Annotated in this window: 13 protein-coding genes; 4 read left to right on the forward strand and 9 right to left on the reverse strand. The window is 41.3% G+C overall.

The features are described from left to right. Window positions 1-348: 348 nt before the first annotated feature. Window positions 349-585, forward strand: a complete 237-nt coding sequence (locus AACU25_RS14055; protein ID WP_096576559.1) for a CDGSH iron-sulfur domain-containing protein — start codon at window positions 349-351, stop codon at window positions 583-585. 172 nt (window positions 586-757) lie between these two features. Here AACU25_RS14055 and AACU25_RS14060 read toward each other — a convergent pair whose 3' ends face one another. The 3 genes from AACU25_RS14060 to AACU25_RS14070 form a co-directional block, all read right to left on the reverse strand. Next, entirely contained in the window at window positions 758-2,647 is a 1,890-nt protein-coding gene (locus tag AACU25_RS14060) for a beta-barrel domain-containing protein (RefSeq protein WP_096576561.1), read from the reverse strand. Between the two features lie 144 nt (window positions 2,648-2,791). Then, window positions 2,792-5,710, reverse strand: a complete 2,919-nt coding sequence (locus tag AACU25_RS14065) for a peptidase domain-containing ABC transporter (protein ID WP_096576563.1) — start codon at window positions 5,708-5,710, stop codon at window positions 2,792-2,794. A gap of 136 nt (window positions 5,711-5,846) precedes the next feature. Next, window positions 5,847-6,578, reverse strand: a complete 732-nt coding sequence (locus AACU25_RS14070; RefSeq protein WP_096576565.1) for a peptidylprolyl isomerase — start codon at window positions 6,576-6,578, stop codon at window positions 5,847-5,849. A 1,003-nt stretch (window positions 6,579-7,581) separates the two neighbouring features. Here AACU25_RS14070 and AACU25_RS14075 point away from each other — a divergent pair. Continuing rightward, a complete protein-coding gene (locus AACU25_RS14075; RefSeq protein WP_096576566.1) occupies window positions 7,582-8,493 on the forward strand; it encodes a CAP domain-containing protein in 912 nt (303 codons plus the stop codon). A gap of 197 nt (window positions 8,494-8,690) precedes the next feature. Here the strand turns inward: AACU25_RS14075 and AACU25_RS14080 are convergent, their stop codons facing one another. Continuing rightward, entirely contained in the window at window positions 8,691-10,004 is a 1,314-nt protein-coding gene (locus tag AACU25_RS14080; protein ID WP_096576568.1) for a hypothetical protein, read from the reverse strand. A 491-nt stretch (window positions 10,005-10,495) separates the two neighbouring features. Beyond that, the gene (locus AACU25_RS14085) at window positions 10,496-10,993 is read right to left on the reverse strand and encodes a hypothetical protein (RefSeq protein ID WP_096576570.1); all 498 of its coding nucleotides are present in this window, start codon (window positions 10,991-10,993) and stop codon (window positions 10,496-10,498) included. Between the two features lie 476 nt (window positions 10,994-11,469). On the opposite strand from AACU25_RS14085, the gene AACU25_RS14090 reads away from it, so the two are divergent. Next, window positions 11,470-12,720 (forward strand): glycoside hydrolase family 10-like protein, encoded by a 1,251-nt coding sequence (locus AACU25_RS14090; protein ID WP_422641117.1) that lies wholly within the window; start codon window positions 11,470-11,472, stop codon window positions 12,718-12,720. 108 nt (window positions 12,721-12,828) lie between these two features. On the opposite strand, the gene AACU25_RS14095 is transcribed toward AACU25_RS14090, so the two are convergent. The 3 genes from AACU25_RS14095 to AACU25_RS14105 are packed head-to-tail and all read right to left on the reverse strand — an operon-like array spanning window position 12,829 to window position 14,735. Further along, window positions 12,829-13,020 carry a DUF6887 family protein gene (locus tag AACU25_RS14095; RefSeq protein ID WP_096576574.1) on the reverse strand — a complete coding sequence of 64 codons (192 nt, stop codon included), beginning with the start codon at window positions 13,018-13,020 and terminating at the stop codon, window positions 12,829-12,831. Further along, on the reverse strand, window positions 13,017-13,193 hold the full coding sequence (locus AACU25_RS14100) for a DUF6888 family protein (RefSeq protein WP_190445795.1): 177 nt from the start codon (window positions 13,191-13,193) through the stop codon (window positions 13,017-13,019). The genes AACU25_RS14095 and AACU25_RS14100 overlap by 4 nt, the downstream gene beginning before the upstream one ends. Window positions 13,194-13,238: 45 nt before the next feature. Further along, window positions 13,239-14,735, reverse strand: a complete 1,497-nt coding sequence (locus AACU25_RS14105) for a site-2 protease family protein (RefSeq protein WP_096583744.1) — start codon at window positions 14,733-14,735, stop codon at window positions 13,239-13,241. 176 nt (window positions 14,736-14,911) lie between these two features. Here AACU25_RS14105 and AACU25_RS14110 point away from each other — a divergent pair, with 176 nt between their 5' ends. Further along, the gene (locus AACU25_RS14110; protein ID WP_096576576.1) at window positions 14,912-15,691 is read left to right on the forward strand and encodes an MBL fold metallo-hydrolase; all 780 of its coding nucleotides are present in this window, start codon (window positions 14,912-14,914) and stop codon (window positions 15,689-15,691) included. On the opposite strand, the gene AACU25_RS14115 is transcribed toward AACU25_RS14110, so the two are convergent. Next, the coding region (locus AACU25_RS14115) for a glycosyltransferase family 4 protein (RefSeq protein ID WP_339382027.1) at window positions 15,684-16,958 on the reverse strand (1,275 nt) is incomplete at its 5' end. The genes AACU25_RS14110 and AACU25_RS14115 overlap by 8 nt on opposite strands.

A 16,958-nucleotide genomic window follows, 5' to 3' on the forward strand; every position in this document is an offset into this window, starting at 1 on the left:
GCAATTGAGAGATGTAGCTCACAAAATATTCATGGTTAAAAACGTTTTTGGAGTTCTACCTATTATCTAAATAAATACAAATTTAAGGTAGGGTGTGTTACGCCGTTCGCTTTTCATTATTTATTGATGCTAAGTCGGTGCGCTGCGCGACCACACACTCGACAAATACCGATATTTTTATAATTAAATCTAATTATTATAGTTACTTTTTAGTAAGTACCTTACTTTGAAGTACCTACTTTTCATAGTAATTGAACGTCAGTTAAAGTCAATATAGAGAACACAAAATTTAGTTGATTTAAAACTCAACAGCCGAAATCTTGATTTTAATCTTGAGAGGAAAATACTATGAATCAACCTGTAATTTTTGATAAAAAGCCTACTGTTATAGAGCTAGAGGCAGGTACTTATTATTGGTGTACCTGTGGTAAATCCCAGAATCAACCTTTTTGTAATGGTGCTCATAAAGATACTGAATTTACTCCTCTAGCTTTTGAAGTAACTGAGAAAAAAACAGTGGCTTTATGCCTATGTAAACACAGTGCTAATGCTCCCTATTGTGACGGCGCACATAGTAAGCTTTGATTGTAATTTTACAGCCTCATTACTACCGTTTCTTATTATTATTTTGATGATTCAGGAACGCACTAAAAACATGGTTACAGGTGCGTTACGCTATTGCTAACGCACCCTACATGAATTTCAAAAATCAAATAACAGTCCTTTGATTAATCAATCTGTTGCCTTGCATCAACCGCTAACGAGTGTATTTCAAACTTTCTACTTTGCCTAAAAACTTATCTGTGAAAATGCTCATAACGGTGCGCTTGCGAATGTTAACATTCGCGCTCAAAGACATACCTGATTGCAAAGGCACTTCTGTGCCATTGATATTGATAGATTGCTTGTCTAAACGAATTTCCGCAGCAAAACGATAGTAAGGATGGGTTTGATCCGGTGGTAAAGCATCCGAACCTACACGCACTAATTGCCCTTGAATATCACTGAATTCTGTGTATGGGAAAGAATCAATTCTGACATCAACAGGCATTCCAGGTTTGATAAAACCAATATCATTATTGGTAATGAAAACTTGCGCTACCAGGTTTTCTGGCGGCACAATTTTGAGAATCGATTCACTGCTGTTATAAACATAGCCAGAACTACGAGGCTTGAGGTCAAACACAATACCATCATTAGCAGCTCGCAGTTCTTGGTATTTCATATTTACCTCGAGTTCCCGAATTTCGCTGTTAAGTTCTTGGATTTTTTTGTTGTTTTCAACGATGACTTTGGTAAGTTGACTATCAATATCAGCGATGCGCTTTTCGTTATCGGCTATTTTGCTGAGTAAATCTTCTTGAGAAAGGGCGATCGCATTTTCTAGTTTCCTTTGCCCTTGAGCGATCGCTAATTTTAGCCGTTCTACTTCCTGTTCGAGGCGGTTTACCTCTGCACGGCTAGCTTCTGCTGCTTGTTGTTTTTCTAGGTAAGGTAAGCGAGCAAATGCGCCTTTATCTACAAGGCTTTCTAAATTGTTAGCAATTTCTAGATTTGTGGACAGAGTACTTCTAGCGTTAATTAGTTGTACTTGCGCTTGATTTAACTGCCGAGTTAGCTGTTCTCTATCCAAGCGCACCGAGTCAATGCGAGTTTCTTTTTCTAATTGTCTAGTGAGTAAGCGCTGTCTCATCTGTGGGTTTAAGTCGCGTATTCCTAAACCTTGGTTTAATTCTGCACGAAAAAGTTGATTTTCTTTGACTAACGCGGCACGGTTTTCGGTAAGTGCTGCTAATTCTGGGACTTCCTTCAAATCTTGCCAACTAGCATTAGCCGTGAGCGATCGCATTTGCGTCTGATAATATTTATTTTCTGCTGATAAACTGGCTCGCACAGCTTGCAGAGAAGTTAATTTCGCCTTACTAGCGGTGCGATCAAAGCTTACTAATAAGTCACCTTTTTTGACTCTTTGCCCTTCTTGGACGTGAATCTGATCAATTACACCGCCTACTGGCGCTTGAATTTCTTTGACAAATCCTTTGGGTTCGAGTTTACCTTGCACTGGTACAGATTCGTCAATTTTGGCAGTAGCAGACCAAACTACGGCAAAACTTGTAACTCCGACTATGCTCCAGACTATGGCATGAGACCAAGCACGAGACTGTTTTAAGATGACAGGTTGATCGAACTCCTTTTTTTTCTCCTTCTTTTCCGGCCAAGGTACATCCGAACTAAAAATACCTGTATCGCCTTGCAACAGCAGCTGCCATTGACGTTGGGCATCAGGAAAGCGTTTCCAGATAATTAATACACTGCCAACGATGAGCATGAAGAAAAAACCACCCATCGGCAACAGCAAATCTATTTGTAGAGGCCGAACTTCTGCAATTTGATTGAGATGATTGTATTTATTCGTGGGATTAACGAATGTTTCTGTTTGCGTTTGCGCTACGGAAGTCTGTTGATTACTCTCTTGAATTGGCGGTGAAAATGCTACCTCCATGCTTTCTGGTTGGCTAACGCAAGCACTCGTATCAGATGGTGGGGGAGTGGTTTCGTCAGCACGAATTTCTTGGCAATGATTAGCAGGTGTTTGCGAAACATTTGAACATTGTGTGCAAGCTAACAGCAAAGATAAATCTGGCATAGTTCTGCTTGGTGGTTTTCTTGGTCAAGGTTCAAGGGTTAAGAGTCGAGGGGCCAGAATCAAAAGTCAAGGCGCAAAAGTGATTGTTTATGTCACCTTTACTGCTGCATCTGTTGAGTTCTCAGTCCCATTCTTCAATACCCTCTATAATTGCGATTCTTGTTGTTGAAATAGACAGTAATAACGTCCTTTCATAGCCATGAGTTCGGTATGTGTTCCTTGCTCTGCAATTACACCCTGATCCATGATGATGATTGTGTCGGCATTTTTGACGGTGTTCAGACGGTGAGTAATAAATAAAACGGTACGGTCTTGAAAGAACTCCATCAAATTCCGACATACTTGTTGCTCAGATTCGTAATCTAAAGCACTAGTAGCTTCATCGAGAATTAATAATCTCGGATTTTGCAACACAGTGCGAGCGATCGCAATTCGTTGACGTTGTCCCCCAGAAAGGGCGGAACCTCTTTCGCCAACTTGGGTGTTGTAGCCGTTAGGTAGTGCCATGATGAAATCGTGGGCGGCTGCGGCTTTGGCAGCAGCTATGATTTCTTCGGTAGTTGCGTCTGGTCGAATGAGCGCTATATTTTCTTGAATTGTTCCTTCAAATAATAAAGTATCTTGTAGCACTATCCCAATTTGACGACGCAAAGAATTTAACTCTACTTTCCTTATATCATAGCCATCGATTTGAATTTGCCCTGCTACTGGTTCGTAGAGACGGGGTAATAATTTTGTCAAAGTACTTTTACCAGAGCCACTTTGACCGACTATACCGACAAAGGTTCCAGGGGCAATATCCAAATTAATATTGATTAGTTTTAAGCTATCTTCTGGATTAAACCCAAAGGAAACTCCTATGTATTTAATAGCACCTGCAATATCTGGGAGTTGAATATTGTTGCGATCGCTGGCGTTAACTTCTGGCGCTGTATCTAAAATATCACCGAGGCGTTCTATGGATAATGCGACTTCTTGGAAGCTTTGTGAGAGTTGAATTAAACGCAGCAGTGGACTGGTAACATAACCAGCAATAATTCGGAAGGCAATTAACTGTCCTAAACTCAGTTGATTGGAAATCACTAAATGCGCGCCTACCCACAATAAGACAAAGCTCGAAAATTGATTTAAAAATCCACTAATAGAATTGGCGGTGCTAGAAGTGAGGACATTCTTAAACCCGGCGCTAATATAACGCGTATAGCGATCGCGCCATTGCCAACGAGATTTTAATTCAATATTTTGGGCTTTGACTGTTTGAATGCCAGTGAGAATCTCCACTAAATAAGATTGCGTATCAGCGTAGCGTTCGGCTTTTTTGCGTAATTGTTGCTGGACAATCGGCACCACAAAAGTTGTGAGGATGGCAAACAATGGCACGGTTGCCAAAGCTACGAGGGTTAAAACCCAACTATAAAACAACATGATGCCAATATAAATCACGGAAAATACGGCATCTAAAACTACAGTTAATGCTGTACCTGTGAGAAATTGCCTAATATTTTCTAGTTCATTAATTCTCCCGGCTAATTCTCCGACGCGGCGACGCTCAAAATAATTTAGGGGTAATCGTAACAGATGCTCAATTACTTCGGAACCCAAACGAATATCGATGCGGTTGGTGGTGTCGGCAAATAAATAAATTCGTAAACTCGTTAACGCTGCCTCAAATACACCAATTACTAACAGGAAAATCCCTAAAAGATCCAGAGTATCGAGGCTTTTTTGAATTAAGACAGTGTCGATAATGATTTGGGTAATAATTGGGTTAGCCAAACCAAATATTTGTACAAAAAAAGAAGCCACCAGGACTTCCATCAACACCAAACGGAATTTATAGATGGAAGGTAGGAACCACCTTAAACTAAATTTTTCTGGGCGATCGCCATCTGCCTGTTCTACCGTTAATACTGGCCCGGATTGTCCCCAAATATTGGCAAACTCTGCGGGTGTATATCTGGCTATCCCAGTTTCTGGTGCGGCTACGATGATTTCCCGTTCAGTAATTTTGTACAACAGAGCCAAATTTTCTTGGAAGTAAATCAGCGCTGGCGCACTCAAGCGGTTGATCACATGAGATGGAACGTTAACTAATTGGGCTTGCAAACCCATCATTTCCACCACTGCGCCGACTACTGGGAGAGTAATTTGCTTGTGGGTTTTGAGTTGGTTGGTTAGAACTTTGCGGATTAAATCCCGGCGGAAAGAACCCCCCAATATCTGATTCAACATCTGAAAACAGGCTAAAGGCGCATCAATGGGCCCTTTTCCCGACACGAAGATAGTTTGTGCTGGTGCGAGATTTTCGCTGTATGGATCGGGTGGATATTCTGGTGCTGGCGCAATTTGTAACTGCGAAGTCTCTTCCTGAGGCGCATCCCAGGGAATACCTAGTATGCGAACCTCTGTAGTACTTTGCCAATATCTACCCTCGCGCGGCAATAAGCGAAAGCCGACACTCATATTATCAATAATGCCAGCACTGAGTATCCACAAGTGATCGCGATCAAATTGCAGAGAATTGATTTTTCCTGGTAGTAAATTCACCACCAATGTATCTTGCCAAAGTTGGCGCGCTAAATCTTTAGCGTTAAAGCTGGTATCTGGATGACGCTGGAGTTCCTGACTTACAAGTTCAAAAACTTCGATAATGTGGGAATGCGATCGCACCGCTTGGGCAAACTCTGGTTCTTGTTCCATTAATTGCATAAATTCCAGAGAATCCAGAGTCACGGCGATCAGTTCGGACGATGCCATAACAGCCTCGCAACTTATGCCTCGTACCAATCCCAACCAACCAAGGAACTCTCCTCTTTCAACAACCGTTAAACTACTGGGAGAGTTAGTTTGTAAATCGTGCCCCAATACCCGCGCTTGTCCTTGATAAATTACCATTACTTGCGCTGGCATTCTTTCCCTAACTAACATCCACTGTCCGGTACGATATTGCAACAGTTGGCATTTAGCCGCAACGTTTTCTAAAGTTGCTGGTGAAAGTTGAGTAAATGGCGGAGTGACAGCGAGAAATTCGATTATTTCGTTTTCAGTAATACCTTGCTTCATCCCATCTGATACCCCACGCAATTGTTGACAGCTTGTCTAACAAGTTTGGATTGGGCAATTTTTTGGTTAAAAATCAAAATTAAAAATCCAAAATCTAAGATCCAAAATTCAACATCCAAAATTCAACATCCAAAATCTAAAATCTAAAATTCTCTAATTCGGTTTTGATTTGTGTTTGTATCCAAGCTTCAAATAGTTCATCTAGTAAATGCTGCTGCATCGCTTCATCCAACTGTGCGGGCAGAAATTGTTCTAAGCGAATAATCACATACCAATCAGCGATTAACTGAGGTTTCCAAAGTTGACCAGGTTGACTAGCAAAGAGAATCTTTTGAATTATGGGATGGGGTTGAGATAAAGGAACTGGCCCAACAACGCCTCCTGTTTGGGCTTCAGAACCTTGGGAGTATTGTTGAGCAATAGTTGCAAAAGAATTCTCTTCTTCCGCAATGCGAAAATATAGCTCTTGGGCTAAACCTTCATCTTGGGTGCGAATCATGGAATAGACAACTTGGTCTAAATCTGATTTACGTTGCAGAAAATAAGACTCAAGCTTATTTCCCCACATCTGCATTTGAAATTTACGGATTAATAGAGGACGAATTGCTACTTCATACATGATTGCTTCCGTTAGCTGATTTTTTTGCAACCATGCGGCTTGTTCCTCCAAAGAGGTGAGTTCGTAGCGTTGACGGAAATTTGCGATCGCCGAGAGTGTTTCTGCTTCTGTGCAGTTAAAGGGTGCGATCGCTTCGTCGATCAGTTTGGCACGTAGTACCTGCGGTAATAGTTGGTAACGATTCAGCAAAGACAGCAATTTTTCTGCCTGAAGAATTTCGTTCCCCGCTTGTAATGTTGGTGTTGTCATAATTTCTGACTAGCACTTTGGCATTCTAAGGTTTGGGCAGAAAACTGTGTATCTCAACGCTGTGAGCGTATCTAAAACTACTAAGAGTCCTTAAACCCATCTCTTGTTCTGTTCAGGAATTTTTAATCACATCCGGAATTTTTTCAATAAGCCTTTGTAAATTTTTTTAGTCTCAATTCACGCCTGCTTCTTGAAAGCTTTACATTATATCCGCTTTTTAGAGTAATTTATTACAGCTATACTGAGACTATACTGGAATTTTATAAAATTTTTAGTTAATTAAGTTACTAAATGACTAATGAAAATATCTCCGTGTAGCTCATAAATAAACGCGCTAATGCTTGCAAAAATAAAAAATTATGTATAAAAAACAGAAATAAAGATACTGTATAAATTGTTTTTTGAGTACCATGTGACGGTTTATCGACCGTCACAAAGCTAGTGTCAAAAAAGCTACGGTATCTTTTATCCTGAGGTGAAGCGAATGATGTATTACTACTTACATCTTTTCCTCTACCAACTACGGTGTCTGAATCCATCTGCCAGAACTCATACCAATTCTCTAAAATTCGGCAACACATACACCCAAACTTTCAAATCCAGAATCGGCCGAATTTTCATAAATTACCAATTGGTATGAGGCATATTTACAACACCCCTAAATGAGGAAGTCGCTGGAGAGGAAAGCCTCTCTAACAATTAGCTTAAATCTACCCACTACAAGACCTTGCAGTTTTACGCAAGCTTGTGACAGTTTTGCTTTTACACCCCAAATTGACACCTCTTTCAATGCTTGTTGGTTAAGGGGAAAAAGGGGAATGGGAAAAGGAAAAGAAACAACCTTTCACCCTTAACCTTTAACCTTTTTCCCAAAACCAATTTTGAGTTCAAAACGCTTAACCGATTAGTATTGACACCTCTTCAGGTTTGCTTCTACCAAACATTGCAGGCAAACTCATCTCCTGCTGAATTCATGTGAACAAATCTTTGTGAGGATAGATTCATGGCCACAACAACTAGCCCAACATTTGAACAAAGAGTTTTAGAACTGACCAATGTAGAACGCATCAACAATGGTTTGAAACCTCTGCAAGGTAATGCAGAACTTAACTATGCTGCCGATCAATATGCAGAATCGATGGCAAAGAACAATTTCTTTAGTCATACCGGGCTAGATGGTTCGCAAGCCTGGGATAGAGCCAAAAAAGTTGGCTTTGAAGCCCAAACAATGGGAGAGAATATAGCCAAAGGCCAAAGAACACCAGAAGAAGTTGTAGCAGCTTGGATGAAAAGTCCGGGACACCGAGCAAATATTCTCAATCCCAGCTTTACTCAACTAGGTGTTGGTTTTCAAGACAACTATTGGGTGCAAAACTTTGGTAGCAATGATACCAACCCTGCAAGTTATATTCCAGGTTCTCAACCAAGTCCCACACCAACTCCTACTCCCACCCCAACCCCAACACCTACCATCGGTAAAGAAATCAAGGGTGGAGACGGTAACGATGTCTTAAATGGTACCGCAGGTAATGATGTGATTTGGGGTGGTAAAGGTAACGATATCATCAATGGTGGTAATGGTAGCGATCGCTTAATTGGTGGAATCGGCAGAGATAAATTAACTGGTGGTGCTGGCGGCGACACCTTTGTTTATCAAAGTCTGCAAGACAGAGGAGACACCATTACTGATTTTTCTGTGAGCGAAGATAAAATCGACCTGCGCCAAATTTTTAGTGGTCAAGCTTACAATAGCAACAATAAATTCAGTGATTTCATCAAATTCCAACAATATGGATCTAATACTATTGTTGGCATTGACGTAGATGGAAACACAAAACCAGGCGGTTTTCAGGGCTTTCTCCTCTTAGAAAAAGTAAATCCCTCTAACTTAACCGCTAAGAACTTTATCATCTAATTCTTCAAGTTCCTCCGCTCCACTTTGCAGAACAGGGCGCAATTATTGCGCCCTTACTTAATTTGCCAAGAGTCAAATGTCAAATGTCAAATGTCAAAGGTTAAAAGTTATTTCTTCTTATTACCCATTCCCCATTCCCCATTCGCCATTCCCCATTCCCCCTTATCCCCAGAGGGGGCCCCGAGTTCCCCAATCTCTCACTTAGCACCACTATTCAGCCGATTCCAACCATTCACCACTACCACCAAGTTTTGCGGTAATTTATTTTGTGAAATATCGCTATATCTCACTGTTCCCTCTCGGCTAGTCAGCGTAAAGGTAATATAATCAGCCGCACCTTGAGCCACTGGATAACTCAAATTTTTAAATTCACTAAATTTTGCGCTTTCTAATAATCTGAGAAATTGTTTTACCTGTTGGGTAGAAACGCGGCGAACGCTACGTTCCGAATCATTAGCATCACCAATTCTGACCCGAATCAAGCTTCCATCTTGGAGTAGAACAGTTTCATAAGTTCTCCCAGTAAAGCCACCGCTAGAAATTTGCCGAAATACAACATTTTGATCTAAAGGTGCTGGTAATTCATTCGCAGGAATTGGGACTGCGCCACTTGTATTGTTATTAGAAATAGGACTATTCCGCAGTCGATTCCAAGCTTTGATTACAGTTCGCAAATTCTTTGGTAATTGGTCTTGCGAAATATTGTTGTACTTTACAGTTCCTTCTTGACTGGTGAGAGTGTAAGTAATGTAATCAGCCGCACCAATAGGCGCTGGATAACTTAAATTTTTGAATTCACTAAATTTTGCAGTTGTTAGTAATTGTTGGAACTGTTGCACTCTGACAAGAGAAACCCGGCGCACTTTCCGTTCCGAATCGTTAGCATCGCCAACTCTCACTTGAATCAAGCTACCATCATTGAGTAAAACAGTTTCATAAGTTCTCCCAGCAATACCACCACTAGAAATTTGTCGAAATACAACATTTTGATCTAAACGTGGCGGTAATTCATTATCAGGAATAGTTACTGCTTGAAGTGTACCAGTATTAGCATTCCCTCCAGCAATTTGGCTGGCTTTTTCATTAAACCTAACTACGGAACCTACTTGATTAGTGTGATAAACCCATTTTCTTTGGTTATTAGATACGACAACTCGCCAACCTGGAACTAAAGCTTGAGTACAAAGTTCGTCAGGTTGAGCTAGTTCTAAACAACCATTACGCCAAGTCCGTTGGCTTGATTCCACAACTTCTAGTTTTTGGGTTGAGACTACACCTCTACGGGATAAATCTTGTAGCACCGCATTCACTACTGAACGTGGTAAGCTGTTTTGTCTAGCATTGCCTTTAATAGCTTCCTTTGAGGTTTCTGCTGACAAATTAACAGCCGCAGCACTACTAGTTTTTATGAATGTTAACCCGCTACCTACAGATAAAATTCCAGTTAAAACTAAGGCAGTGAAAATCCTGGCTTGATTTGCGGTACGAGACGCACCCAAAATATTTTTCATACTAAAGTAATAATTAGTTATTAGTAGAATAATTTTTAGCGATCGGTCTCATCAAAATTCATGAGACATATCACTAGTCTGCAACTATAGGATTCCTAGTTTATTTTTGCAATCCCTCTAGTCTGGACATTGCCACTTTATCTAGATTTTGTGGGTATTATTCACCCTAAACTACTTGAGATTAAACAAGCGTCTATCTTCTGAAGCAGATGTGAAGATAGACGCTGATAAGTTTATTATTTGTTCCTGAATTTTTACAGCAAGATTTTTACCAGGTCAACACAACCCAAATTTATGTAGTTCAGCTGAGCGGCCTTAGCCATATCATACACTCAGCTTTACTAGATATGAAATTTAAAATTATCAAGAGCATTAAGCACTGAATAGTTGCTGATTGTCTGGCTTATTCAATTGATCATGAACAGTTGCCCAGTCATGGAGATTATTGATATAGACTGAGATGGAAATTGACATTGCTGGGAAAAAATGTATTAAGCACTGAGAGCAGTTTGTTCGACAAGTTGGCTGTTAGGCATATCAAATCTAATAGTACTAGCTGCCCAATCTTTTAAATCAGGTGCTAGCCACACTAGTTTCCGGAGAATTTCATCATTTACCCATAAAACTAAGGGGCAATGAAATTGTTTGCGGAACTCATCTCGCATGAGATTTGTACTCACGATGAGTTCATTAATATCTACTACAGATTCTAAACCGCGTACCATTAAAACATCTGGTTGGGCAACACCCAGTGTAGTTGAAATAGTGGTATACAGTGTCTCTGCCCCAGGTGGGAGGATGATCTCTTGGATCTGCACTGAGGAGAATTCTGTTAACAGATTTAATACTTGTTGTTGTCTATTAGCTGAATTACAAGATACCAAAATTAATGAAAAAGCACCAGCAGAAACCATCATGGCTCTTGCAAGCCTTTTGGTGGCCGCAATGGTATTTCCCATACCATCTTGTGAATTACTGAAGCTACCCATTAGTAAACCCTGCCTTTGGTCTTTAAAAGTATTAAAAGTACCTTAGCCATTTCAGTTTAAATTGTTGATCAACTTAAGAGCCAAGGTATTTCTGGGTAAAAATTGATAACAATTTATTTGATGACCTATAGTAATCCTACGCAAGATTATCAATTAGAGTATGCAGTGCATGACCCCACATTTCCGAAAAAATAATGCGATTGCAGGTATTATAAGTAACAACAATTAGTAGTGCCGAATATATAAAAGTGTGGTGTATAAAGGCTGTGAAGGTTGTGTGGCAAGGAACGAGGGGGATGATGGTGCTGAGGAGGATGAGGTAGAGAATAGAGCAGGGAACTAAAAGGAAAAAAGTAATACAAAAGAACTAGTAACTAATAACAAAATCACAAATCACAAATAATAAATAACAAAAGAGCAACATCTATCCAGGTATTCTAGTCATGGTTTATGTTATGAGTTGCCTGTAACAAATGTTGAACAAATTTGGAAAGTGGGTAGTGAATATTGGTAAATGGAATATTTGGCATCAGAGAAAACAGGCATTATTTGCCATGATAGTTACCCTCAGCATGGTAGCTACAATAATGCTGTCGTTTCCCTTAAATGCTCAAACTCCGCCAGTGCGATCGCTCGCTACGGAATTAAGAGGTGTATGGTTAACAAATATTGATAGTGATGTGCTATTTGAGCGCGATCGCCTAAAAAAATCTTTACAACGGTTGAGCGAATTAAATTTTAATACCGTATACCCAACAGTTTGGAATTGGGGGTATACATTATATCCCAGTAAAGTCGCCGCTAAAGCAACTGGGCGATCGCTCGACCCCACACCAGGACTACAAGGGCGAGATATGCTCAAAGAAGTTGTGGATGAGGGGCATAAACAAGGTTTAACAGTGATTCCCTGGTTTGAATTTGGCTTTATGGCTCCTGCTGATTCTCAATTAGCCAAACTTCATCCCCAATGGCTCACGAATCGCAGTAACGGTACGCGCATTGTCAAAGAAGGAACTCATGACCGAGTTTGGTTGAGTCCTTTTCGACCAGACGTACAACAATTTATGCAAGATTTAATAGTTGAAATCGTTAAAAATTACAATATCGACGGCATTCAATTTGATGACCACTTTGGCTTGCCCTCAGAATTAGGCTACGATGCTTACACAGTAGCGCTCTATAGAAAAGAACATGGCGGACGTGCGCCTTCTCGCGACTTTAAAGATCCAGAGTGGGTGGCTTGGAGAGCGAATAAAATTACCGACTATATGAAACGGGTATTTACAGCCATCAAAGCAGCTAAAAAAGACTGTATAGTATCCGTCGCCCCCAATCCCCAACGTTTTTCCTACGATTTCTTTTTAGCAGACTGGCAGAAATGGGAACGCCTGGGATTGGTAGAAGATTTAGTCTTGCAAATCTACCGTGACGACTTGAGTGTTTTTATTAGCGAATTAGAATACCCAGAAGTCAAAGCCGCACGCAGCCATATTCCCGTGAGTATTGGCATTTTATCTGGGTTAAAGGGCAGATCTATACCCATGCAGCAAATTCAAACCCAAGTGCAAAAAGTACGCGATCGCAATTTTGCTGGGGTATCATTCTTCTTCTATGAAACTCTCTGGAATATGAGTAAAGAAAAACCCTTAGACCGCCAAACCAGCTTCGGGCAAATGTTCCCCACACGCACAGCATACCCGAATCTGTTAACAGGCTGGAAACCTTAGAGTTAATTTTTCTAATATTAAGCTCATCCCATACCCTTATTAGGGTATGGGATTTTACGTTGACTTTTGACGCTTAACAGTCATCAGTCATCAGTCATCAGTTAACGGTTAACTAGCTTGCTGTCCAAACCGTCTTTGTAATTCAGCTTCTGCTTGCTCAATTGTCATTGGCACATGATTTGAAGATTGGGCACGCTTCCTGTCGATGTAAACATGAAATGCTTCATCATCGTTGCGATGCTCCAAAATATAAACTCTTAACTGCTCTAGAGGCATTTGTTGAAAGTTAGGTTGTGTCATAACCAAAGAATTTCTCCGGTTGGTGTTACCTCAGCTTCTATGGAATTATCCGCCAAGATATAAACATTTCTGGTACGTTCGTCCAATCTCACAAGGTCTATTCTTTTATAAACCCTAGTAACTTGAGCGCACACCCGAATTGCGGATATTGCTTGTTTGGGTGTAGGCTCCATACACTTCCTTGATTATGTGATTTTAGTGCCATTCGACTCAGAGTACTATCCTATACCTAAACGCCCAGCTAAGGCGGGAGTTAAGGGTAAGAGAGTGCTAATCATCAAAAAGAGTGCTAAAAGACCTAAACCGGCTCTGGCATCATCAGGTTCGCTAATTTCATTCAGGCTGGGGCGTTCTAAATCCCGTTGTAAGAACAGAATTAAAATTGCCCAGTACATGGCTAAAGGATTAGCCAAGGATACTATACCCAGCAAAATTAAGGTTGCCAAGCTAGCTCTACCTGCGGTTTTGCGCCCGTAAATCGCTTGCACAATGCGTCCGCCATCTAATTGTCCGGCTGGCATTAAGTTTAAAGCGGTGACCACTAACCCCAGCCAGCCAATCACTACCAAAGGATGGACATTTACCAAGGGTGACTGTAAAGCCGAACCGAGAACAACTCGCGCCAAGCTACCTACTAGAATTGAGCCTTGGAAAAACTGATTTGGCACTTGGAATAAACTGCCTTGGTGAGACAGCAACAAACCAGCAATCAGCATTAACAAAGAAACAATTCCACCAGCCGCAGGCCCTGCTAAGGAAATATCAAATAGTACCGTGCGGTTGGGTAATAAAGACTCAAACCGCGTAATCGCCCCAAAAGAGCCAATTTGCACAGCCGGGAGAAAGAAAGGCCAGCTAAGACGCACATTGTAACGTTGCGCCATTACCCAGTGACCAATTTCATGGGCTACCAAAATTGTTAATAGACCGAGACCAATAGGTAAGGTTTCTGGCAGGCGTTGTAGTTGTCCAAATAAATCAAAACTCAGCAGTATTCCCGCCGCTTCTAAACTAGTAGCAACTGTAGCCAGGAATAAGATGACAGCAAAAGACTTTTGCGCCAAGTTTGTGGGACGCGGATCGTTACGGCTAGGCAGAACAATCACCACAGGTCTGCCATCGGTATTCTCTACCAAAAATAAACGATAGCGATCGCCTATTCTTTCTTGCAAACTTGTACTCAGGCGATTGTGAACTTCCTGCGCCTCTCCCCGCAAATTACCTTTAAAAATTGCGCCTTCTTGGTAGGCGATGGTTTCTGTGGCAAAAAATGTGTCAATCCCAAAAATGCCCTTAATGGCGTTTAAATCATCTTCAGGGATTGTGAGTACTTCAACTTTCAATTCCGCAACGCCTACGGGAGGCGGGGCATTTTCTGTGGTATTGGTTTCAGATGAAGCCTCAGCCGCCAACCTTTGATTTGCCTTTTGTTTGAGTAGAGCATCTTGTCCAGCTGCACGCAACTGCTTCCCTAAATAGATGTACAATCCAGCAGAAGCCACCACCAAGAACAATATACCCACTATGTTGATGTAGATTCCGGCTGCAAACAAACCAAAAAACAACAGCCAAGGAGCCATCAACACCACCGACTGTAACCAGGCAAAGATTCCCAGTTTACCAAAAGGTTTGGCACGATAAAAGCCCCAACCTAAAATGGCGAAAGCTACCAGCACAATTGTCGCAACAATAGAAGTTTCCGATAAAGTAAACATCTCCAAACCTTTGCTTTTGAGACCGAGCTGAGTAACAGTCCGGTATTGCAGATACATTAATTAATCTATAACGCCGTCTGTTCCCGGGGTAAGGGTTAATCAGAGTTTCTTTCCCTTTCTCCCCTGCTTCTTCAAAAACCCCCTGATAATAAAATCAGGTGTTATCTCTCTATGCTATGTATTTAACTTGGTTAGACAACAATAGTTGGCTGATTGAAATTGCAGGTAAAAGCATCCTACTCGACCCCTGGCTAGTTGGTAGCTTAACTTTCGGTAATGTAGATTGGTTTTTTAAAGGCTCTCTATCTCAACAACGCCCAATACCAGAAAATATTGACCTGATTCTACTTTCTCAGGGTTTGCCAGATCATGCTCATCCGCCTACACTCGAGCAGCTTGACCGCAAAATTCCTGTTGTGGCTTCGCCTAGTGCAGCTAAAGTAGTGCAGGGTTTGGGCTACAGCTTTGTAACGGTCTTAACTCACGGTGAAGCCTTTACATTAAATCATCAAGTAGAAATTAAAGCTGTTCCCGGTTCTGTTGTGGGGCCAAATGCAGTCGAAAATGGTTATCTCCTCAAGGAGTTGGAGAGTGGTTTTACCCTGTATTATGAGCCACATGGTACACATTCCTCCCAATTAAAACAGGCTGCACCAGTTGATGTGATCATTACACCGATTGTTGACTTAACACTACCTTTAGTGGGGCCCATTATCAAAGGGACAAACGGTGCTTTAGAAGTAGCCAAGTGGTTACAACCCCAGGTAATGCTACCTACAGCCGCAGGCAAAAATGTCATCTTTGAAGGCTTGATACCTAAATTTCTTCAGGCTGTGGGCAGTGTGGCAGAATTTCGTTCGTTACTCGCCAAGAACAATCTCACCACACAAGTAATTGAAGCATTACCAGGCGATCGCATTCAATTGCAATTACACAAACGCACTGTAGCTATTTAACTTTTTTGCCAAATCCACTGGGAAGTTTTGCGGCTTTCACAGTGGTTTTATTCGCCACATCCTTAATCATTTGAATATGCTTCGGGAGTAAATCTGCCAAATTGTAACGTTCAATTACTGTTTTGCGGGCATTAACTCGAATTTGCGCCATTTTGTCTGGATGATCTAATACTTCATCAATGCGGTCAGCTATCTTTTGCGGTGAGAAGAAATCCACCAGCAAACCGTTTTTCCCATCTTTAATAATTTCCGTCACTGGCCCGGTATCAGAACCTAAAACTAAGCATCCTGTAGACATCGCCTCAATCATTGACCAAGAAAGTACAAACGGTCTGGTTAAATAAACATGGACAGATGATGCTTGAATCACTTGTAAATACTGGGCATAAGGCAAAGCACCTGTAAAATGAACCCGTGATAAATCTAGGGGTACTTTTTTCAACATCAGCTCTTTGTATGTCATGCCATCCGGTAAAGCTTTGCCATAGCAAACTCTGTCTGAGCCAACAATTACCACATGGCAATTCGGTCTTCGTTCTTGAACATAGGCAATAGTTTCCATAAACTGCGGAAAACCGCGATATGGTTCCATCCCCCGTCCTACATAGGTGACAATTTCATCAACACCTGAGAGGTCAAGATTAGGTAGTACTAATTTAGCGTTGGGGTTGGGTTTAAAAAATTCTGTATCCACTCCATCGTGGAGTACAGAAATTTTGCTGTGAAATTCTGGGGGGAATTGGGATCTTTGCCAATGAGTTGGTGACAAACCGCGATCGCAAGTATATAAGTCAATTAATATCGGTGAATTTTTTACCCGAATCCGCGCCACATCATCAACGCTGAGTGGCTCTGTGGGGTCAAAATCTGCATCTGAGCCATGAGCATGGTAAAACCACTCAAAATAACAGATAAGTGGTGTATCAGGGAATGCATCCTTCATAAATAAAGTCGGCCCCCAGCCAGAATGACCGCAAATTACATCCGGTACAAAGCCTTGTGCTTTGAGTTGTTCCGCTAGCTTATATACTGCTTGTCCATGCAAAACAGCATTCTCTAGAGATTGCACATAATGATGGGTTGTAGGATGAACATTGCGGTTGGGTTCAAAAATAACCTTATAGATACCTGGTAAAGTCACATCTCGATTTTTCGTCCCAAAGACAACTTTGTTTTTGGGGTCTTGAGCGAGAGTTAGCGCTATATGGCGGTACTGCGCCGGAAAATTGTTATGGAGAAAGAGAAATCGCATTTTGGGGATGGGGGG

Origin of the sequence: Tolypothrix tenuis PCC 7101 (assembly GCF_963874875.1) — a bacterium.
Lineage (GTDB): Bacteria > Cyanobacteriota > Cyanobacteriia > Cyanobacteriales > Nostocaceae > Aulosira > Aulosira tenue.